The sequence below is a fragment of the Clostridioides sp. LIBA-7678 genome (genome assembly GCF_056716065.1).
Genome location: NZ_CP196987.1, coordinates 1,605,729 through 1,628,368, shown reverse-complemented (window position 1 = coordinate 1,628,368; position 22,640 = coordinate 1,605,729). Strand labels below are relative to the sequence as shown.

General features: G+C 27.0%; 14 protein-coding genes. 3 read left to right on the top strand and 11 right to left on the bottom strand.

Annotated features, from left to right (window positions below):
• Positions 1 to 235: 235 nt before the first annotated feature.
• The 5 genes from ACTG46_RS07970 to ACTG46_RS07950 form a co-directional block, all read right to left on the bottom strand.
• A complete protein-coding gene (locus ACTG46_RS07970; RefSeq protein WP_284181841.1) occupies positions 236 to 3,145 on the bottom strand; it encodes an EAL domain-containing protein in 2,910 nt (969 codons plus the stop codon).
• Positions 3,146 to 3,476: 331 nt separating this feature from the next.
• A complete protein-coding gene (locus ACTG46_RS07965; RefSeq protein ID WP_176702482.1) occupies positions 3,477 to 4,085 on the bottom strand; it encodes a dienelactone hydrolase family protein in 609 nt (202 codons plus the stop codon).
• A 413-nt stretch (positions 4,086 to 4,498) separates the two neighbouring features.
• Positions 4,499 to 5,044, bottom strand: a complete 546-nt coding sequence (locus ACTG46_RS07960; RefSeq protein ID WP_074178981.1) for an NADH peroxidase — start codon at positions 5,042 to 5,044, stop codon at positions 4,499 to 4,501.
• A 116-nt stretch (positions 5,045 to 5,160) separates the two neighbouring features.
• On the bottom strand, positions 5,161 to 6,984 hold the full coding sequence (locus ACTG46_RS07955) for an ABC transporter ATP-binding protein (protein ID WP_219673521.1): 1,824 nt from the start codon (positions 6,982 to 6,984) through the stop codon (positions 5,161 to 5,163).
• Positions 6,985 to 6,996: 12 nt separating this feature from the next.
• Positions 6,997 to 8,772, bottom strand: a complete 1,776-nt coding sequence (locus ACTG46_RS07950) for an ABC transporter ATP-binding protein (protein WP_479923907.1) — start codon at positions 8,770 to 8,772, stop codon at positions 6,997 to 6,999.
• A gap of 291 nt (positions 8,773 to 9,063) precedes the next feature.
• Between ACTG46_RS07950 and ACTG46_RS07945 the strand changes: the two genes are divergently transcribed.
• Both ACTG46_RS07945 and ACTG46_RS07940 read left to right on the top strand, forming a co-directional pair.
• Positions 9,064 to 11,292, top strand: coding sequence for a YhgE/Pip domain-containing protein (locus ACTG46_RS07945; protein ID WP_407814110.1), 2,229 nt, complete (start codon positions 9,064 to 9,066; stop codon positions 11,290 to 11,292).
• Between the two features lie 197 nt (positions 11,293 to 11,489).
• Entirely contained in the window at positions 11,490 to 12,059 is a 570-nt protein-coding gene (locus ACTG46_RS07940) for a TetR/AcrR family transcriptional regulator (protein ID WP_407814109.1), read from the top strand.
• 57 nt (positions 12,060 to 12,116) lie between these two features.
• On the opposite strand, the gene ACTG46_RS07935 is transcribed toward ACTG46_RS07940, so the two are convergent.
• Complete coding sequence (locus ACTG46_RS07935; RefSeq protein ID WP_407814108.1) at positions 12,117 to 12,416, bottom strand: rhodanese-like domain-containing protein; 300 nt, start codon at positions 12,414 to 12,416, stop codon at positions 12,117 to 12,119.
• A 206-nt stretch (positions 12,417 to 12,622) separates the two neighbouring features.
• Here ACTG46_RS07935 and ACTG46_RS07930 point away from each other — a divergent pair, with 206 nt between their 5' ends.
• Positions 12,623 to 15,667 carry a serine hydrolase gene (locus ACTG46_RS07930; RefSeq protein ID WP_479923906.1) on the top strand — a complete coding sequence of 1,015 codons (3,045 nt, stop codon included), beginning with the start codon at positions 12,623 to 12,625 and terminating at the stop codon, positions 15,665 to 15,667.
• Between the two features lie 55 nt (positions 15,668 to 15,722).
• Here the strand turns inward: ACTG46_RS07930 and ACTG46_RS07925 are convergent, their stop codons facing one another.
• From ACTG46_RS07925 to ACTG46_RS07905, 5 genes are all read right to left on the bottom strand, one after another.
• Positions 15,723 to 16,997, bottom strand: a complete 1,275-nt coding sequence (locus ACTG46_RS07925; RefSeq protein ID WP_223152494.1) for a 4Fe-4S dicluster-binding protein — start codon at positions 16,995 to 16,997, stop codon at positions 15,723 to 15,725.
• Between the two features lie 233 nt (positions 16,998 to 17,230).
• The gene (locus ACTG46_RS07920) at positions 17,231 to 19,792 is read right to left on the bottom strand and encodes an ABC transporter permease (RefSeq protein WP_479923905.1); all 2,562 of its coding nucleotides are present in this window, start codon (positions 19,790 to 19,792) and stop codon (positions 17,231 to 17,233) included.
• Positions 19,793 to 20,470 (bottom strand): ABC transporter ATP-binding protein, encoded by a 678-nt coding sequence (locus tag ACTG46_RS07915; protein ID WP_054269948.1) that lies wholly within the window; start codon positions 20,468 to 20,470, stop codon positions 19,793 to 19,795. It abuts the gene before it with no gap.
• 79 nt (positions 20,471 to 20,549) lie between these two features.
• A complete protein-coding gene (locus tag ACTG46_RS07910; protein WP_479923904.1) occupies positions 20,550 to 21,800 on the bottom strand; it encodes a sensor histidine kinase in 1,251 nt (416 codons plus the stop codon).
• Positions 21,787 to 22,491, bottom strand: a complete 705-nt coding sequence (locus ACTG46_RS07905; protein ID WP_479923903.1) for a response regulator transcription factor — start codon at positions 22,489 to 22,491, stop codon at positions 21,787 to 21,789. Before ACTG46_RS07905 ends, ACTG46_RS07910 begins: the two co-directional genes overlap by 14 nt.
• Positions 22,492 to 22,640: the final 149 nt, after the last annotated feature.

Here is a 22,640-nt window from a genome sequence, read left to right as displayed (position 1 = left end):
TCAGTTAAAATAATCACCTATTTTTTTCCTTCTTTTTACAATTCTTAATTTTGATTTAAGTCTATCATAATAGTATGAACTTTGCAAGTGATTATTGTATTCTTTTGATTTTTTTTCTCATTTGATTCAGTCTATTAATAATTTTGATAAAAACTCATACAAAAATAAAGATGCTTTAAGATAGTATGTTTAACTATCTTAAAGCATCTTTATTGTGTAGATGTTTTCACATTATTTATACATTTTTTTCTTCTTTTTTAAAAACTATTTTCTCAAAATCTTTTACAGGCATTGGTTTAGAAAATAAGTATCCCTGTACCATATCACATCCAATTTGCTTTAAAAAATCTAATTGTGAAATGGTTTCTACTCCTTCTGAGATTACCTTCATTTTTAATTCCTTTGCCATTCTAATGACATTAGATATAACAATTTTTTCATTGTTACTCTCATCTTTTTCTGTAAAAAATGCCCTATCTAATTTTAATATGTCAACAGGTAGTTCCTTTAGAAGATTAAGCGAAGAATATCCTGTTCCAAAATCATCCATAGAAATCACAAACCCATTTTCTTTTAGATGATTCATTGTGTCAATTAAACCGTCTATATTATCTAATACTGCTGTTTCTGTTAGCTCTAATTCTATAAAATTTGTTGGTATTCTGTATTTATCTACAATTAGTCTAAACTTCTCAACAAAATTACTATTTACAAAATGCATTCGAGACAAGTTAACAGATATAGGTACAACTTTTTGACCTTCATCCATCCATTCTCTAATCTTTTTACATACTTCCTCAAATACATAGAAATCAATATTTACAATAAAGCCATTTCTCTCAAATACAGGAATAAATTCTATTGGTGGGATTAGTCCTTTCTTTGGATTATCCCAACGGACAAGTGCTTCAGCCCCTATAATCTGGTAATCTAAAAGACTATATTTAGGCTGAAAATATACAATAAATTCTCCGTTGTTAAGAGCATCTATCATTGTATTTTCAATTTCTTTTTCTTTTAGTATTTTCTTATGCATTTCATCATTATAAAAAGCAAATGAATTTTTATGACCACCTTTTATAGTCTTTCTTGCAGTATTTGCTCTATCCATAATAGTGTTTATATCTCTATCATCTTTATTTATTTTGTATATACCACAATCTAAAATCAACTTATAGTAATTTATCTTATGATTACTAAATATCTGAACTTTGTTATAAATACTATTTAGCCTTGCTTTAATATCTTCATCTGTCTTATATCTAATAAGAAGAACAAAATGGTCAGCAGAAACTCTTGCAAAAATTTCATCCTCATGCAATTCACTTGCAATAGTATTTGATATATGTATTAAAGTATTGTTTCCCACATCATATCCAAACATATCATTTATGTACTTGAATTTATCAACATCCATATAAAATAACACATATGATTCTGGATTGTTTTTAGCAAATAATTTCTCTGCATTTATTTTAAACTTCTCTATACTCGCTGCTCCTGTTAATGAATCTGTATATGCAATTTTCTTTAGAGAGTCCTCTTTCTTTTTCTTATTGTAAATTATATATTTGATGGCAATTAAAAACATAATACAAATACACATAATAATTTGTAATGAATACTCTTTAAAAATGATACCAAATGGTACCTTATAAGGCTTATTAATGGTGTTAGAATATATACTGTCATTTAACTGTTCATCAGTAATTTTGCCTATTGATTTATTTAAAATTGATATCAATATTGGGCTAATTTTATTTGATACTCCTATACACATTCCATAATTAGTATCTAAAACAGATATAATCGATAGATTATTACATTTTCCTTCCTTTAAGAGTTCATCAAACTGATAAGAACTAAGTACCATTAGGCTTGCTTTTCCTTCATCTATGGCATCTAAACAATCTTCTATAGACTTATAGGATGTTGTTTTGGCATTTTCAAAGCTTTTTTCTATGTAAGAATCAATAGACTTATAACTACTTGTTAAAGCAATATTTAAATCATTATTGAGATTAGTTCCTAGTTTTCCAACCATAACTATAGGTATATTTATGTATGGATTTGTCAGTTTCATACCAAATCGTTTTTCTTTATCATCTTCATTAATTGAGCCACAAAGCATATCTGCCTTTCCATTTTTTATGTAATTAAGACTCTCATTATAATTTTTTGTTTCAATATAGTCAAATTCTATTCCACATTTTTTTGATATAATTGACATTAAGTCAGAACTTATACCTTTAAATGAATTACTTTCTACATCATAATATTCAACAGGAGACCACTCAGAATCGTATACCATAGTAAGCTTTGGATTGGCTTTAATAAAATTAATTTCTTGACGAGTAAATGCTATAGAATTAGTAACATCTCTTTTAAAATATTTTTTATATAATTCCATATCATAGTACATATCATTCATTTTTAATTCTTTTAAAGCATAATCTAATTCTTTTACTAAATCAGTTTTCTCTTTTGTAGTAGCTAAATAAAAAGGTTCCATTGAAAACTTACTAACTATCTTCATTCCTTTTGCATTTACAATGCTTCCACAAACAAAAGCATCTGCTTTATTTTTATTAACAGACTCAATTAACTCATCGATAGAATTACAATATATATATTTTACTGAAAATTTATTTTCTTTTCTATACTTCTCAAATGCAATATTATGAAAATTACCTTTGAGCACAGCCACTCTCATATTGTTAAATGAACTTATATCTTCATAAAACATATTGTAGTTACTTTCATTTGTATATAGTGCACTATATTCATATCCTGAACTTATTTTAGGAAAATTAAATATTTTACCTCTTTCATCATTACTCTGTAAAGGTCCAAGTAAATCTATCTCACCGTTTTCTAATCTATCTAAACATTCTTCCCAAGACCCTTTTACAAATTCATATTTCCATCCTGTATACTTTGAAATTTCTTTTAAATAATCATAACCATATCCTGTATAAGAATGTTCTTCGGATGAAGATATAATTCCATAGTTATCACAATATCCAACTCGTATTTTTTTTGAATTTTCAGACTCATCGGCAAAACATTGAACACTATTAAGACACGATACAATAAGCAAAAATATCAAAGAAAGTACTAAGAAGTGCTTTTTAAATGCTTTCATATTTAAAAACCTCCAATTTGCCAACTTACTTTAACTTATTTAGAATTTCAGTTGTAACTACTTTTATTGTAATGGTAAATATATCAAATTGCAATATTCTCATATAATATTCTTATTCAAGTACAAAGAATTTTCTTATTGTTTATTTAAATAAATAGTATTATAAACTCATTAAAAATCATAAAGACATAATTAACACTATAATGTCAATTAACTATATCTCAAAAATATAATAACACTAAAATCTAATGGCACTACTAATATTTTCAAATATCAATAGTGCCATAAAACTTTTAAGATTAATTAAATCTTTTATATATTTTATAATATGCTATACTAAATATTTATCTAAGAAACTTTTTTCTTTAGTACTAAACACTTGTGCTTGAACATCAGAATAATTTTTTGAGTATGTATCAATAAAACCATGATTTGCATCTAAAATCTCGATTTGAACATTTTGTTTTCTAGAAAGTTGGCAAAAAATAGAATCAACATCAAATGAATCATGTTTTGCAAACACTAACAAGGTAGGACATTTCGGAGTTACCTCCATATAATCTCTAATTCGAGAACCATAACAACAAACTATACCATCGCAAAGAGAGTCTTCACTACATCTCCATGCAATAGTCGCACCAACACTATATCCTATAACAAGTACATATTTATATTCTGATTTTAAGTCATTTATAAGTTTTTCTACTTGTTTATAAATATCAAATCCAACATTGTCTATAAAAAAACCATACGCCTCTTGAGATTCTGAATAAGAAAAAACTTTCCTATCTCCCAAAAGCTCTGGACAAAACACATCATATCCATCTTTATAATACTTTTGACAAACATCTTTTATAAAATTATTAGCTCCATAAATTTCATGTAGTATAACAATAGCTATATTACTTTTATGTATATACTTAATCAGATTGTCCACCACCTGTCGATATTTTTTACATTTAGTTTAATGTATTCTTTTAAGTATGTCAATTTACTATCTCTAAAATCTGACTTATAAAATAATCCGTTTATTACAAGAAACTTTCTGCAAAGTAAAAGTGACTAAGTAGTAAAAATCAACACTCCTGTAACAAATATTACACAAGATATGCAGTAGGCATGACCCCCAGCCAGTTAGTTTTTCGAATATATTTACATCAAATTAATTTCATCATTATATAAATTAGAGATAATAAAACTAAAAAATTGATTTCATTAAAACTATATTTATACTCATTTAAATATTTACAAGATTATAGCTATAAAATACAACTATTAAAAAGGAGTATATCCTTATAATTTTAAAAATCATAAATGATATACTCCTAAAAATCTACTTAACTTATATTAAATTTATTTTCCAAAATATCTATTTAATAATCCTAAGAATGCTTTACCATGTCTAGCTTCATCTTTACACATTTCATGTACTGTATCATGTATAGCATCTAATCCTAATTCTTTAGCTTTTTTAGCTAATTTTAGTTTTCCATCAGTTGCTCCATACTCAGCGTCAACTCTAACTCTTAAGTTTTCTTTTGTATCTGCAACTACAACTTCTCCAAGAAGTTCTGCAAATTTAGCAGCATGCTCAGCTTCTTCAAAAGCTATTCTCTTATAAGCTTCTCCTACTTCTGGATAACCTTCTCTATCAGCCTGTCTACTCATTGCTAAATACATTCCTACTTCTGTACATTCACCAACAAAGTTAGCTCTTAATCCTTCGATTATTTCTTCGTCTACACCTTGAGCTACACCTATTCTATGCTCATCAGCCCAATTTTTTTCGCCTTTCATTTCTTCAAATTTATCAGCTCCAACTTTACATACTGGACATTGTGCTGGTGCAGCATCCCCTTCATGTATATATCCACATACTGTACAAACAAATTTTTTCATAATTACTTTCCTCCTAAATTTTATATATCAAATTAAATTTTTTATTTATCAAGTTAGTTTATATATACCCGAGGCATATACCTTTAAACAATTTTTTTAAAGTTTTTTCTAAACACTTACTTTCCTTGTGTTAACAGTATGTTTCTATAATAATGTCCTTTTAGTTTTATTAATTCTTTATGATTTCCAGATTCTAAAATTCTGCCATTTTCTAAAACTATTATATTGTCACAATTTGATATAGTACTTAATCTATGTGCTATGATTATACTGGTCTTTCCAAAAGTTAAATTATTTATTGCATCTTGAATCTTGGCCTCTGTTGCTATATCTATATTGCTTGTAGCTTCATCCAAAATAAGTATAGGTGCATTTTTTAATATTGCTCTAGCAATACTTATTAACTGTTTTTGACCTTCGCTTAAATCCTCCCCCCTATCTGATAATACAGTATTATATCCTCTATGCATTTTCGTTATAAATTTATGTGAATTTGCTATTTTACTAGCATATATAACATCTTCATCAGTAGCCATTAGATTCCCATATCTTATATTTTCCATAACTGTATCATTAAATATATAACTTTCTTGTGGAACTACTCCAAAACAAGTTCTTAAATAATTTCTATCAATAGAATATATATCTTCACCATCTAAAAATATGCTTCCTTTATCTACTTGATAAAAATTTGTAATTAGATTTATAATTGTTGTTTTCCCACTACCAGTCTCTCCTATAATGGCATTTGATGTGCCTGCCTTTATCCTTAAGTTTATATTATCTAAAATCTTCTTTTTTGAATTATAAGAAAAACTTACATCTTTAAACTCTATCTCTCCATTTGAAAAAGAAGAATTTAGATTATCATTCTTGTTATCATTAAACTTGTCTTTAAATACATCCTTTACTTCTTTTTCCTCTTTCTCATCTATAATCTCAAAAACTCTTTCACATCCTGCTATTGCTGAAAGTAATGTATTAAATAGATTTGCCAATTCATTCAATGGTCTTGTAAATTGTCTTACATAGCTTAAAAAACTAGCTATAACTCCTATAGTTATAATATCTTTAGACGCCAAGACTCCACCTATAATACATATAGTTGCAAACCCTATATTGCTAATTACATTCATAATAGGCATTAAAAGAGATGTATAGATTTGCGATTTGAGTGAAATATTCAGTAGTCTATCATTAACTTCCTTAAAATCATTTATAGACTTTCTTTCATAGTTAAAAGATTTTACTACATTTATATTAGATACCATTTCTTCAATATGAGAATTTAACTTCCCTAACTCCACTTGTTGTTGTTTAAAAAGAACTCTAGTCCTCTTTGCTATAAAGTTACTTAGAAACATTACTATTGGTATTAATATAATACTACAAAATGTTAAAATTGGACTTAATATAAACATCATAATGAAAGTCATCAATATATTTAAAATTCCTGTAATTAATTGTACTAATGAATTTGAGATTCCTGTGCTAATATTATCAACATCATTTGTTACCCTGCTCATAATATCTCCAGTAGAACTTTTATCAAAGAAGGTTATTGGTAGATTTTTAAATTTCAAAAACAAATTACTTCTCATCTCTTTAACTATACTTTGAGATAGTCTAGCTGTACATATCCCCTTAGACAGTTTAACTGAAAATTCAATTATATAAAATGAGAGTAATATAATTATGCCTTTTAAGAAAATGGACTTCGAATACGTATCAATATTTATTATGTCAACTACTTTTCCAAGAGTATATGGTATTATAGTTGATATAATAGAGTCGATTATTACTAGCAAAAAAATGAATCTAGTAATCTTTTTGTCTTTTTTAAAGTATATAAAAACTCTTTTAAATGTTTTTTTAAAATCTTTAGGCTTCTCTTTTTTCTTTAATCTACTGACCTTTTGATTTCCAGTACTTAAATTCAATATACTTCCTCCTTAATTTACATCTTCATTTGCTAAGTTCTGCAACTCAAAAATTTTTTTATAAATTGGAGAACTAACCAGTAAATCTTCATGTGTAGCAAATCCAACCACCTCTCCCTCATCTAAGACTAAAATTTTATCACAGTCAATTATAGAGCTAATCTTTTGTGAAATAGTTATTATAGTACATTTCTTATTTTCTTTGTCTCTTAAATCTTTTATATAATCTTTTATATTCTTTCTAATAGTTGTCTCTGTATTAATATCCATTGCACTAAAACAATCATCAAGGATTAATATTTGTGGCTTTTTAGCTATAGCTCTAGCTATCGTAATTCTTTGTCTTTGTCCTCCTGATAGGTTTTTACCCCTTTGAAATAAAACTTCATCATAAGAATTTTCAAGTTTTGTTATAAATTGATTTGCATTTGCTATCTCGCACGAATTTATAACATCTTCTCTACTTATATCCTTATTTCCCATAATTATATTTTCTAGTATACTTTTCCCAAACACACTACTATTTTGAAATACTACACCTATTCCCTCTCTTAAACTTTCTTCAGAAATACTGTATATACTATTTCCTCCAATCTTAATATCTCCTTTATCAACTATATATAATTTTTGAATTAAATTTATTAAAGAAGTCTTTCCTGAACCAGTCTGACCAATTACACCAATGTTTTGACCTTCTTCTATTTTAAAAGATACATTTTTCAATATTTGTTCATCCGTATTTTTATTATATGAAAAATACACATTTTCAAAAACTATATCACCACTTGTAAGTTTAAATTTCTTTTCTTCAATATCTAAATTTACATTTTTCTCAATTATTTCTTCATTCTCATCAAGCAAAACTTCACTTACTCTTTCATATGAAGCTTTTGCTCTAACAAAAACATTAAAAACATGTGAAATCATTATAAGTGATGTTAATATCCTAGTCATATAATTTACATAAGCAACTATAATTCCAATTTTAATTTCCCCTGAATAAACTAAATATCTTCCAATTAATAAGATTATTATTATGGAAACATTAATAATTATTGTAATTGTAGGTCTAAAAAATGACATCATTGTTGTAGCTTTTCTACTGTTTTGGAAAAGCGCCTCATTTAACTCTTCAAAACGTTTGCTCTCATAATCATATCTGCAAAATAGCTTAACTACTTTTATGCCACTTAAAAACTGCCTTAATTTTGAATTTATCTTATCTGTACTTTCTTGCACATTCTTAAATAATCTATAGCCAATCTTCATATTGAGTAATATTATAATAAATATGATTAAAACTGCAACTAAGATAATTATTGACATCTTTAAATTTAATTTTATAGCTATAATTAAACTTCCTATACACATGATTGGTGATTTTATAAAAACTCTCATCATTCCATGTACGAATTGTTGTATTTGATTAATATCATTAGTAATTCTTGTTATTAGTGAAGCTCTACCAAATTTATCTATTTGTTTTAATGAGTATGTATTTATCTTTTCAAACACATCTTGTCTCAAATCATAAGAAAAACATTGAGAAACTCTTGCTGAGATTATACTTCTTATTATTGAAAATATTGCACCTAAAAAGGTTATACCTATCATTAAAGCTCCTGTTGATAATATGTAATCTAAACTCTTATTTGAAACTCCTATATCGATTATTTTTGCCATTATAGTTGGTTGAGCTAAATCACAAAAAGCTTCCAGTGTCAAAAAAAATACTGCTGTAAAAAATAACACTATATATTTTTTTATGTATTTTTTAAAATACCTCATTTAATCATCCCTTCATAGAATTTTCTCATTATCAAAAGTATATCATAATGGCTAATTTAATTGATTGTATCAATTATAAATATTTGTTTTATTATTAAATTTTATACTATACACTTTATAAATTATTTGTTTTTATTTCCTATATTTATATATATTTATAGCATACTATTATATATAATATATATGTATTAAAATTAAGACAAAACTTTAACTTTACTATTTGTCTAAAAAGTAATATAATTTAAAATTGATTATAAATCTAACTTTTTCTCTATCAAAATATTTTAGGAGGTGAGACATTTGAAAAAAACTAATAGTTTAAAAGAAGTTTTAAACTGGAATAATATCAAGAATTTAAAACCTTCAAATGGTTTAAAAAATATATTAGAAATTTTTAAAAATGACCTAAAAGATATACGTGGAAATTATGCAGTACTTGTAATAGTTGTCGGACTTGCTTTTTTACCTTCTTTGTATGCCTGGTTTAATATAAAGGCATCTTGGGACCCTTATGGAAGTACCGCTAATATGCTTGTAGCAGTAACAAATGAAGATAAAGGAAATGAAATAGCAGGTCAGAAGATTAATGTAGGAGACCAATTAATTGAACAACTTAAGGATAATAAAAGTTTAGGTTGGCAATTTGTAGATGAAAAAACCGCTCTTGAAGGTGTTAAAAAAGGTACTTATTATGCATCACTTAAAATTCCAAAGAATTTTACAAAAGATTTAACATCATTAATTACAGATGATGTTAAAAAAGGTGAAATTATTTATACAGTAAATGAAAAAATAAATGCAGTTGCACCAAAAATTACTGATAAAGGTGCTTCTACAATACAGTTGCAAGTTAATCAGACTATAGTGAAAACAGTAAGTGAAATTGTTCTTGGTATATCAAATGGAGTTGGTGCAGGAATTGAACACAGTCTTCCAAAATTAACAAAGGTTGAAAGTTCTCTTATCGACCTTCAAAAGAGATTCGACCATATAAATAAGACTGTCGATTTAGCCTCTGATGCTACTTCAAAGTTGTCTGATACAGTTAAAGATATTAAATCAGATTTACCTACAATTAAAAAGACTTTAAATGATACAAAACTGTTATCAAATGATTTAAAGAAATTCTTAGAGGATACAAATGATAATTTAGATGAACTTTCTCCTCTTATAAAATCTGATTTAAATTTAATGGTTGACCTTTCATCTTCTGCTTCTTCTCTTACACTAAATTTAATTGATGCCGTAAATAATGGAAGCGAAGATGTACCTAAGTTGATAGATAATTTATCAGAAAAGCTTTCTAATTTACAATCTTTAAATGATACATTAGAAGACTTTTTAACTAAATTAAATCAGCTTACATCAAACCATCGATTGGATGATGTAATAGATAACTTAGAAGACTCTAACAATAAAATAGATTCTTCTATATCAACATTGAATGACATTAAAAACAAGGTTATATCTGGGCAACAACCATCTATAAGTGCATTAAATAACGTTTTAAGTTTATCAAATGGTATCGGAAGGATTAATTTAAATATTTTAAATAATTTTGATTCAAAAATATCAAAACCTATAAATAGCATATTTTCAAACAGTATAAAAGTAGCAAATGATATAATCACTGTACTAGACAAGGCAGAAGCAAAACTTCCAAAGGTTGAAGAAATACTGACTACTTCTCTAAGTCTATCAGGAAATGCACAGGAAAGTATATCATTAATAAGAGAAAAGCTTCCTCTAGCAAAAGGAATGCTAGATGACTTGATTAATAATTTAAGTAAGATTAGTAATGGTGAAGATATGAAAAAATTAGTCAGCTTACTTGAAAGTGATATATTAACCAAGTCTAACTTCTTAAAGGAACCTGTTGAAGTGAAAACAGAAAAATTATATCCAATTGAAAATTATGGCTCTGCAATGACACCATTTTATAGTGTTCTTTCTACATGGGTAGGTATATTGCTTCTTTCTGCATTATTATCTACATCTGTACATGGAAACTATAAGCCATATGAAATTTATTTTGGAAGAGGTCTTACTTTTCTAAGTATAGCTCTTATTCAAGGCTTCATAATCGGAACTGGAGATATACTATTATTAGGAGTAACAGCAAAACATCCAATTTTATTGATACTTCTGCTTATGTTTACTAGTATGGTATTTAACTTTATTGTTTATTCTTTAGTTTCTGTATTTGGAAATGTAGGAAAAGCAATTGCAATAGTACTATTAGTAGTTCAGATTGGTTCTTCTGGTGGTACATTCCCTATACAGGTTACACCTACATTTTTCCAAAGAATAAACCCTATAATGCCATTTACCTATGCAATAGGCGCTACAAGAGAAGCAGTAGGTGGTATATATGCTCCAAATTTAACTAAAGATATATTAGTTCTGTTGTTATTTATGATTCTATCTATTTGTTTAAATGTACTTCTAAAAGGACCTATAAACAGAATTATAAAACCATTCAATGATAAATTTGGTGATAGTAATTTAACTGGTCATTAAAAAATCAATTCTGTATTTAAATATATTTTTTAGAAATAGTACTTAATATTTATATTGAAGGTAGTAACTTCTCAGTTACTACCTTTTTTAACTTCAAAATTAAAATTTATTATGTAATTTAAATGACTGATATTCATTCATTGACTTTAAAAATTCCTTATGTTATTATGTACTTGAAATTATAAGGAGGATACTATATGGCACGTATTACTAAAGAACCAAGTGAACGTAAACAAGAAATTTTAGATACTGCAATAAAATTGTTTTATGAAAATGGATATGAGAAAACTTCTATAACTGATATTGCAAAACATATGAATGTCGCACAAGGATTATGTTATCGTTATTTTCCATCAAAAGAAAACCTATTTGACAGTGCTATAGACTACTATGCACAGACTTTAGTGGACAAAATGTCTACTATTATAGACAATGCAGATAAAACATTAAAACAAATTATTGAAGAAGTTCCTACATTTATTGATATAGAAACTGATGATAACCTTTACTATAAAGTATGCCATGGAGAAAAGAGTAAAAAAATTCATGACCAATTATCTTTAAAAATTTGTGAAAAACTTATTCCCATAGTAAAAAAACAACTTGAATTAGCTAACTCACGAGGAGAAATTAATGTCCCTGATATTGACACAACAACATACTTTTGTGTATATGGTCAACAAGGTATATTATTGCGTAAAGATATTTCCAATAATGAAAAATCAGAAAAAATTCGTTCGTTCCTAGGTTATCTTATGAACATCTGAATATATCCCTGCTTAATAAACAGGGATATATTCAGTATTCAATATAACTTACATAATTTAATTAAGATAATCAATTATTCCTGAGTTTAAATTATACAGATGTTCAAATCCTTCCTCAGCTAATAAATTGCATGCAGTAACACTTCTATGACCACTTTTACAATAAACCACTACTTTCTTATCTTTATACTCATAAATTTCATCTATATTATTGATTAGCTCCTGTAAAGATATATTTATAGCATCTTCTATTTTACATTCTCTAAATTCATCTTTAGTTCTTACATCTAGTAATAAAATATCATTTTCATTTTTCATCATTTCTTTAAGTTGTTTCTTATTTATATTCTTGTACATATGTCTAAGATTCCTCCATTTTATTTGTATATGTTACTTATACCCTTTATTCTTCATACAGCAACAAATATTCTTTTTTATTTTTATCAGCTATACAAAAAGGTATACTTATTAAAAAATTTTTATTAATAATAATCTGTTGATTTAAATAATTAAGAATGTTATGCTAATTATAAATTATTAAAAGGGAAAAGAGGTAGTGTAATATGTTTAAGCAAAGGCTCTCTAAATTATTATCTAGTACATTAGTATTGAGTATGTTATTTACTGCTACTCCAAATATTACTTTTGCTGATAGTAATGTAAAAGATAACTCGGAGAAATATCAAAGTTCTGACATAAAGCTAAATGATTATAGCAAAAACTCAGAATCTTATCCAAAAACTAAAGCTCTTGCTAAAGAGAAAATTAAAACTTTATTATCTAAGTATGGAATTGAAAATGCTCAATATGCTTTGATTGATAATGGTAAAATTGAGATTTCTGGTAATGGTGGAGTCTACAGTAGACAAGATAATAAAAATTTAACTAAGGATAATATGTATAATATTGCATCTATCAGTAAAATATTTACTACTACTGCTGTTATGAAGTTAGTAGAAGAGGGAAAAGTAAAATTAGATACTCCTGTTGTAAATTATATACCTGAGTTTAAAATGGCTGATGAGAGATACAAGGAAATCACTCCAAGAATGTTATTAAACCACTCATCAGGATTAATGGGAAGTTCTTTAAAAAATGCTCTTTTATTGGGAGACAATGATTCTTATGGTCACGATAGTTTCCTAGAAGAATTAAAGAAACAAAGATTAAAGGCTAAACCAGGAGCTTTTTCTGTCTATTGTAATGATGGATTTACTTTAGCTGAAATTTTAGTGGAAAAAGTATCTGGCATGCCATTTACTAATTTTATTGACAAGTACATAAGCAGTCCTCTTAATTTACAAAATACAAAAACTCCAGAAGATAGTTTTGATAGCGCAAGACTTGCAAAAGCCTATGTACCTTATTTTGAAGATGCTGTACCACAAGATAATTTTAATACTATAGGTGCTGGTGGTTTATATTCAAGTGCAGAAAATCTATGTACATTTGCACAAACATTTATGAAAAATTCAAATGGTATTCTTTCACCTTCTTCAATAAAAGCTATGGAAAACAAAGAATATTTAAACGGTCTATGGCCTGAGGGAGAAGATTCTATACTTGGATATGGCTTAGGTTGGGATTGTGTAAACACTTATCCATTTAATCAATATAACTTAAAGGCTCTTACAAAAGGTGGAGACTCTTTACTATTCCACAGTAATATTATAGTGCTTCCAGATGAAAATATGGCAGTTGCAGTTGTTTCTTCTGGTGGAAGTAGTCAACTTAATGAAATAATTGGACAAGAAATGTTGCTGTCTGCATTAAAAGAAAAAGGTAAAATTAAAGAAATAAAACCTGATAAAACATTCAGTAAACCACAACAAGTTAAAATGCCAAGTTATTTAAAAGAAAACAGTGGTCTTTACGCTTCTTCAAATATGATAAAAGTTGATGTTAATGATAATGGTACTTTAACAGTGTCTTCTCCTTATCTAGAAAATGGGCCTGAAGATAAGTATGTATACATAGGTCAAGATAGATTTGTATCTGAAAAGGGTAATAGTTGCTTAAAATTTGTAAAAGAAAAAAATAATATTACATATTTAAATATGAGCTCTTATGATGATGTCCCTGGATTAGGTCAAACAGCAAGTTTGTATTATGTAGCTCAAAGAGTAGATAATAATGATATATCAGATAGCGTCAAAGAAGCATGGAAAAAAAGAAATGATAAAGGTTACTATATAGTAGATGAAAAATATACTTCTCAACACTATATGTTTGGTTCTGTAAAAGCAGTTCTTGGTCTTTCTGATGGAACTCCTGGTTATATAGCTAATACTAAAATAGCAGATGAAAATAACTCAAATGCTTTTATAGAAATACCTGGTGTGATGGGACGTGACTTAGCTGATATTAAACTTCATAAAGAAAATGGTACAGAGTATTTAACTTTTGCCACACAGACATATGTTAGTGAAGATTCTATAACTAATTTACCATCAGAAAAATCTTTTACATGTGAGTTAGCATCTAATGGTTATGCAAAATGGTATAAAATTGGTGACGATATAGCAAATAAAAAAATAGAAGTTAATCTTCCTCAAAATTCGTCTTTTGCTGTTTATGATGATAAAGGAGTTCCTGTAAACTATTCTTTAGTTACAAAAAATAATAGAGTTAGATTGCCAAAAGGAGGCATAATTGTTTTCTCAGGAAGTCCAAATGCTAAATTTGAAGTTGCGTACCAAGATGAAGTAAATGCAAGTACACTTACAGGAACTGATAGATATGAAACTTCTATTAAAATAAGTCAAGCAGGTTGGGAAAATGCTGAAAATGCAGTCTTAATAAATGACTCAGCAATTGCAGATGCTTTAGCTGCAACACCACTTGCATATAAGAAAAATGCTCCTATATTATTAACTGGAAGCTCTCAAATAAATGAAAAAACTTTGACTGAATTGAAAAGATTAAAAGTAAAAAATGTGTACGTAGTTGGTGGAGAAGCTTCTGTAAATGAAAAATCATTAGATACTATAAAATCAAATAATATTTCTGTATCTAGAATTTCAGGAAATGATAGATATCAAACTTCTATGAACATTGCTAAAGAATTGAATAATATTAGTAACATATCAAAGATTTCAGTAGTTAATGGTGAAAAAGGATTAGCCGATGCAGTAAGCATTGGAGCTGTATCAGCTCAAAATGATATGCCTATAATACTTACTAATGAAAACAGTAATATAGATGAAATAAACAACTTGTTTAAAAGCAAAAAAATTGAGAAGTCTTATGTAATTGGTGGAGAATACACAGTTTCTAAAAATATAGAAAGTAAACTTCAAAATCCACAAAGAATATCAGGTAGCACTAGAAATGAAACTAATGCAAAAGTAATAAAAGAATTTTATAAAGATTCTAAGATAGACAACTTATATGTTGCAAAAAACGGAATCAATAAACAAGATGATTTAATAGATGGATTATCTGTTGGAGTTTTAGCTGGAAAAACTAAGTCTCCTGTAATATTAGTAGGAAATTTATTAGATTATAATCAAAAAGAACTATTTAAAACTATGAGATTTAAATCTGTAACACAAATTGGTGGAAATGGAAATGAGAATTCATTTAAACAAATCAAAGAAATAGCTTAACATGTTAAAAAGGGCTATATTTAAGTAATATTACTTAAATATAGCCCTTTTCTATCTATTTATCATTCATACTCAATAGTTTATCTAAATACACTGACTTTAATTGCTTACTAGCTAAAATCTTTTTAGCTGGTTCAAGTTTTAAGATGGCTGATAGTATAGCTCCCATAGCTCTATGACTAGCTAAGGCATTATTATCAAAAATTAGATTTTGTAATTGTCCTTTTTCAATTGCCATTAGAACTGCTCTATGTACTGAGTTTGCTGGAGTTATTATCTTTTCATTTCTCTTTAACAACATAATACTATTTTTATGGCAATTTCTAACACAAACTCCACAACCTAGACATCTATCCTCATCAATTTTTATATATTCTTTATCATTTTCCTTGACCTTGCTTATTGCATCTATAGGACATGCAGTTATACACTTTCCACATTTTACACAACTTTCATGGTTTATATTTGGTATAAAACTAGTTGTCTGTACTGGATGAAGATTTCCAAATCTTTTAGCTGCTACTAATGCCTCACAACAACAGCCACAGCAATTACATATAAATGTAACTCCTTTTCTAACATTTTCTCCACATTGAACTAAGTTATGCTCATATGCTTGATGAAGTAACTCTTTACATTCTACTTTATCTACACGTCTTGCAAACTTATTATTTATTAAAGAATTTGCTACATTGTCAAATGTCATACATATATCCATAGGAGCATCACAAGCTTTTCCAACATGTTGCATTCTATGTCTACAGTAGCACATACTTACACCTATATGAGTCGATTCATCGATTATATGAGTAGCTCTTTCGTAATCTAAAATACTAACTTCATTATCATTAGTCAAAACTTCCTCTTGAACATAAACTCTTCCAAGCTTTGTTTCTGTTGAATAAAATAAGTCTTTAATAAAATCTTCCTCTACATTCATATATTGATAGTAAAGTTCTGCTAAAAGTTTTTGGTCTATATCATGTCTTGTTCTCATCATAGCAAACTCAAAAAAGCCAGCCATTGGAGGAGGCATTATATATTTTTTCCCTTTATTATCTTCTATATCTAGTATCAGAGCCTTACTTGCAAGTTTATCTAATACTCTATATGCTTCACTTTCACTTACACTCCAGATTTTAGCTGCTGTTTTTACTCTAAAAGGCTTTATTGGAAGCTGAGCTACTAATTTTGCTTCTTGTTCTGTATATAATACATTTAGTATTTTGTATAATGTATCTGATGGTGGAGCACCTTGTGGAAACTTGTTTATTCTTTCCTCTAAACTTTTATACATGTTCTTCGCAGTTATATGAGAAATAGTAATCACCTTCTTTTTCTTTTGTTTTCCAATAAAATCAAATATTTATACTTATTTATAAATACTTTATCTAACCCCTTACCTTATATAATACCAATTCTTTCTAAATAGTTAAATACCTCTAGTAATTTATTTATTAGATTTCTTATATAAATAAAAAATCGTTTAATTTGTATAATAATAGTTTATACCAATTAAACGATTTTAATAATATTTTATATATTTAAAAATTACTTTTATACTTAGATACTTTCTCTTCTTATATTATCTATTATATTTTCTTTGTTCAATTTACTCATTGGTATATAAGCTGCTATAAAGGTTATTATAAAGACACTTACTATACATATAGCTATTGCTGCCCATGGTATGACAGGGGAAAACTCAATTACACCTGAAATAAGTTTATTCATAACTAGAGTCATTCCAATACCAATTGGTATCCCAAATATTAAAGACAGTATACCATAAATAAAACTTTCTAAATATATCATTTTTCTAAATCCATTAGGGGTAACTCCTATAGATTGTATTATAGCAAGCTCTCTTTTTCTTAGATTTATACTTGTACTTACTGTATTTAGTATATTTGTAACACTAACTAGAGATATCACTACTATAAAACCGTATACAAATATTTTGACAACTTTTAGATTTTGTTTTTCTTCTTCTCCTCCTGCACTTTCATCATGGAAGTTAAAATTATTTTTATCAGCTAAAGATTCTATTTTCTTCTTAGTCTGAACATCTCCTCCTAAATCGATAAATATAAGACTTTTATTTAATTTTAGACCTAAATTTTTAGCAACTTCATCATAAGTTATAAATTGCAAGCCCATATTTTGATATCCCATTCCTAAACGTTCTTCATCAGTTATCGCAAGAATTTTAATCTTCATTTTTTTACTTGAACCATTGTCATCAAGATATTCACAATTTAGTGTATCTCCAACTTTGTAATTAGTTAACTCCACTATACCTTTCTTACCTCTAGATTCAAAGTAGCTTTTTCTAACTAGTATCACACCATTTTCTTTAATTGCTTTTTCCTTATCAAAAGAGCCTTTTACTAAATTATTTGTTTTATTTTTTATTGCAAACTCTCCTGGAAAATTTAATTCATTATTGCTAAAGTCGTATTCATAACTATCTCCACTCTTATGTTGTTGATAATACTCCTTAATTAAATCCTCCTTGGATTTATTTATTTTATTTTCACTTACTTTTATAGACATAGATTGACCTGTTGCGAATTCAAAGTTCTTTATTTCAGGAATATCCTGTAGTTTACTTATGACATCATCAATAGGTCTAGCTGTACCCTTTGCAGTTAGATACAAATCATAGTTTCTTTGAGAACTTCTAATTTCCTCACCTCTTAACAAAAGCAATGTAAATCCACTAAAAGATATAAATATTATTATACTTATCATTAAAGAAAAAAGAGTCACTATGAATTTTTTTCTATTTCTTTTCATATTTTTATATGCAAGTACTCCTTCAGTCTTAAAAATAATTTTAATAAGCTTTGAATCTTTAACTTTTCTCACTTTATACTCTCCACTGTTCTTAATTATATCAAGTGGAGAAACATTAGAAGCTGCTATTGCAGGTAATAGAATTGATATAAATATTGTAAATAAAACTATTATTATACTAACAATAATTATTATTGGGTTATATACTATTTGTAAACTCATCTGTGTAACAATCGATTCTGTAAAATACTTATTTATAGTTTTAAATAATAAGTCTATAGCTATTGTTCCAGATATTAGTCCTATTGGTATTCCAATTAAACTAATTATAATACCTTCTATAAAGACTAACCTTTTAATTTGGCTAGATGTAGCACCTATAGAATTTAATATGCCAAACTGTTTTTTTCGTTCAGTTATAGAAATACTAAAAGAATTATAAACTGTAGCAATCGTGCATATAATTACTAATATAGTTACTAATGCAATTATAGATTTTACAGAACTATTTATATTCTCATATTTACTGGCGCCTTGTAATCTCAATAAATGTTCATTGTATTTTACCATATCAGAAATTGATTCTTCATCTTTATTTAGATATATGTTTTTGCTTGTTTTTTTACTTATTTTATACACATCTTTAGGATTTTTTACTGTTACTGAGATGTTCATTGCTCCTTTATAATCAATCATAGGATTAAAGTAAGTTATAGCAGTTGTAATCTCATCATAAAGCTCAAATCCGGGCTTTTTAATTATACCCACCAGTTTAAAAGTACTATCCTTTTCATTTGCTATATAATCACCTTCATGAAATACCATGTTATCAATCTTTTTCTTATTTGAATCAAACATGTCTCCTACTTTTAAGGTTATTTCGTCTCCTATTTTTAATTTATCATCCATAAGATTAATAACATTTTCACTTAGAACAATTTCTCCTTCTTTAGATGGCAATCTACCTTCTTTTATAGAAATTTGATATCCCTCCATGGCATTTTTATCATACTGTTTTATACTTAATATACCATTCTCACTATTTTCCAATTTAGAATATCCAATTTGCTTAGTAAATGCATGTTTTTCTATTTCAGCTGATTTTGTTACATATTTCATATTCTTTTTGTTTACATCATGGAATGTAACATGAAAACTTCCATCATTTTTTATAGTTTCTCTTACTTGATAATCCATGAAACTTTCAAATATATTTCCTATACCACAGATTAAAGCTGTTGAAAGTATTATCCCAATTATAGTTACAATAGTTCTTCTTTTATTTTGTTTTAAATATCTAATAGTTAGTGATGTATATAAATTCATCTACATCACCTCATCACTTTTTATAATTCCATCTTCTATACCTATAATTCTATCAGCCTGAAGTGCTATGTCTTTATCATGAGTTATCATTATTAGAGTCTGATTGTATTTCTTTACTGACAGTTTTAATAATCCTAGTATTTCTTTTGAATTTTTACTATCTAAATTACCTGTTGGTTCATCTGCCAACACTATAGAAGGTCTATTAATCAAAGCACGTCCTATAGAAGTCCTTTGTTGTTGACCCCCTGATAACTGGTTTGGAAGATGTTTTTCTCTATCGTTTAGACCTAATGTTTTCATCAAATCATTTAAATATTCTTTGTCAATATCTCTATTGTCAAGTTCTGCTGGAAGCAATATGTTTTCCTTTACAGTTAAGACTGGAATTAAGTTATAAAATTGATATATAAGACCTATATTTCTTCTTCTAAATATTGCTAAATCTTTAATTTTCAAATTATAGATATCCACATCATTTATATAAACCTTACCACTAGTAGGTCTATCAACACCTCCTAGCAAATGCAATAATGTACTTTTACCACTTCCACTTGGACCTGTTATTGCTATAAACTCACCTTTTTCAATTGATAAGTTTACATTTTTTATAGCATCAACTTTTGTTTCATTTTTACCATAACTTTTAGTTAGATTTTCTACTCTTAAAATTTCCATGGCTACCTCCAATATTTATATTCTATACTTCATATATTAGACTTTAGCTATTACTATAAAGTGAATTAAATATTACAGATTAGTCACTATTATCAGCATACATTTTATGAAATATTATATGGAATTCTGTTCCTTTTCCTTTTTCACTATTTACATAGATATCTCCATTTTGGCTTTCTATTATGGATTTTGACATTGCAAGACCTATACCTACACTATCTTCTTTTGAACTACTCTTTCCTCTATAAAATCGTTTAAATATATGTGGTATATCTTTTTTATCTATTCCCTCACCATCATCTTTTATTATTAGTTCAGAAAATAATGGATTTTCTTTATATATCATACTTATATTTCCAAATTCAGGAGTATGCTCTATACAATTTTTAATTATATTCACTAATGCTTCCACAGACCAATCAATATCACCAATATAAGATACATTATCATTTCCTTCTATAGTTAATTTTTGATTTTTAATTTCCATAGGTATTTTCATTGGTTGTATTGCTCTATGTATAAGTTCACTAAATTTTATCTTATCTTTTTTAAACTTTATCACTTTTGCTTCTACTTTTGATAGTTTAAGCATACTTTTAATCAACCAGTCCATTCTATTTAGTTGATTCTTTATCTTATCCAAAAAATCAATTTTTACTTCGCATGGTATATCATTATATAACAAGTCATTCAACATTATTAAAGAAGTCATAGGAGTTTTTAATTGATGTGATATATCAGAGATTGTATTATTTAAAAATATTTTTTCTGATTTTAAAAGTTCAACCTTTTCATTAAGAATTGTCGTCATCTTCAATAGTTCAGTTTTTAAAAGACCTACCTGACCTTCTTGATTTTTATTTTTCATATCAAATGGTTTTCCTTCTGAACTATAGTAAACATACTTAGTCATATCTGATAAATCATTGTACATTACTTTAAAATAGCTAACAACCAATATAAATATTAAAATAAATATTATACATACCAAGATTATATTTATTTTTATCGTATCTAAAACTAATTTAGAAATTATAGGCTCAGTGTTTATTTTAATAGATTTATCATAATTATACTTACTTAATATTTTCTCTCCATAGTCTATATTTCTTATAGACTTTCCTTGAGTTATTATATCTACTATCTCTCTTTCTAAATTTGGATATTTACTAGACAGTGTTCCTATTATAGCTTGATTATTTTTTACAATCATACCTTTAGTTATATTCATATTGATTATACTAAACCCAATAGATATAGTAATAGCAACAAACATCAAAACAATATACTTACTGAAAAACCTCTTCACTTCTGGATTATATAGAAACATTATTTTCACTTCCTATCCATTTATAACCAAGGCCTCTTACAGTTTCTATGTATATTGGCTCACATAAGTCATCACCTATTTTTTCTCTAAGTCTTTTTATATAAACAGTTAGAGTATTATCATTTACAAAATCATATGTTACATCCCAAAGTTTTTCCAATATTTGAGTTCTACTTAAAACTGTATTTTTATTCTGTATAAGAATTAGAAGAAGTTTATATTCAACTGATGTCAGAAATATTTCTTTTTCATTTTTATATACTCTAGCTTCTAACATATATATATTTAACTCCCCAAATTTAAGCATTTTTTTAGCTTCTTCTGAAGTATTTCCTTTTCTTCTTAAAACAGCTTTTATTCTAGATATTAGTTCTCTAATTCTAAAAGGCTTTGTTATATAATCATCTCCACCCATATCAAGACCCATTACAATATTTACTTCTTCATCACAAGCAGTCAAAAATATTATTGGAATTTGAGAGAATTCTCTTGTATATTGACACAATTCATAACCAGTTCCATCTGGTAATGTCACATCCAAAAGTATCATGCTGTATTCATTAGAAGAAATCATTTCTTTTCCACTTAATAAGTCCTTTGCTATATCTACACTAAATCCTTCTTGCTCTAAAGCATACTTTATTCCAAAAGATATAGTACTATCATCCTCAACTATTAATAACTTTAACATAACTATTTCCTTTCTTTTCATTTTGATTTTAAATTATTTACCTATACAGTTTTTATTATACACAAATACCTTATATACTAAAATATATCTAAAATTACAAAATAGTCACAAAGGGTTATTAAAGCTTACAAAAACAAAAATGTAAGTTA

Bases quoted from the DNA above. Each gene is read 5' to 3' on its own strand.
- ACTG46_RS07930 (WP_479923906.1), top strand. From the start codon at position 12,623: ATGTTTAAGCAAAGGCTCTCTAAATTATTATCTAGTACATTAGTATTG.
- ACTG46_RS07910 (WP_479923904.1), bottom strand. From the start codon at position 21,800: ATGTTTCTATATAATCCAGAAGTGAAGAGGTTTTTCAGTAAGTATATT.
- ACTG46_RS07960 (WP_074178981.1), bottom strand. From the start codon at position 5,044: ATGAAAAAATTTGTTTGTACAGTATGTGGATATATACATGAAGGGGAT.
- ACTG46_RS07950 (WP_479923907.1), bottom strand. From the start codon at position 8,772: ATGAGGTATTTTAAAAAATACATAAAAAAATATATAGTGTTATTTTTT.
- ACTG46_RS07915 (WP_054269948.1), bottom strand. From the start codon at position 20,470: ATGGAAATTTTAAGAGTAGAAAATCTAACTAAAAGTTATGGTAAAAAT.
- ACTG46_RS07935 (WP_407814108.1), bottom strand. From the start codon at position 12,416: ATGTACAAGAATATAAATAAGAAACAACTTAAAGAAATGATGAAAAAT.
- ACTG46_RS07905 (WP_479923903.1), bottom strand. From the start codon at position 22,491: ATGTTAAAGTTATTAATAGTTGAGGATGATAGTACTATATCTTTTGGA.
- ACTG46_RS07970 (WP_284181841.1), bottom strand. From the start codon at position 3,145: ATGAAAGCATTTAAAAAGCACTTCTTAGTACTTTCTTTGATATTTTTG.
- ACTG46_RS07940 (WP_407814109.1), top strand. From the start codon at position 11,490: ATGGCACGTATTACTAAAGAACCAAGTGAACGTAAACAAGAAATTTTA.
- ACTG46_RS07920 (WP_479923905.1), bottom strand. From the start codon at position 19,792: ATGAATTTATATACATCACTAACTATTAGATATTTAAAACAAAATAAA.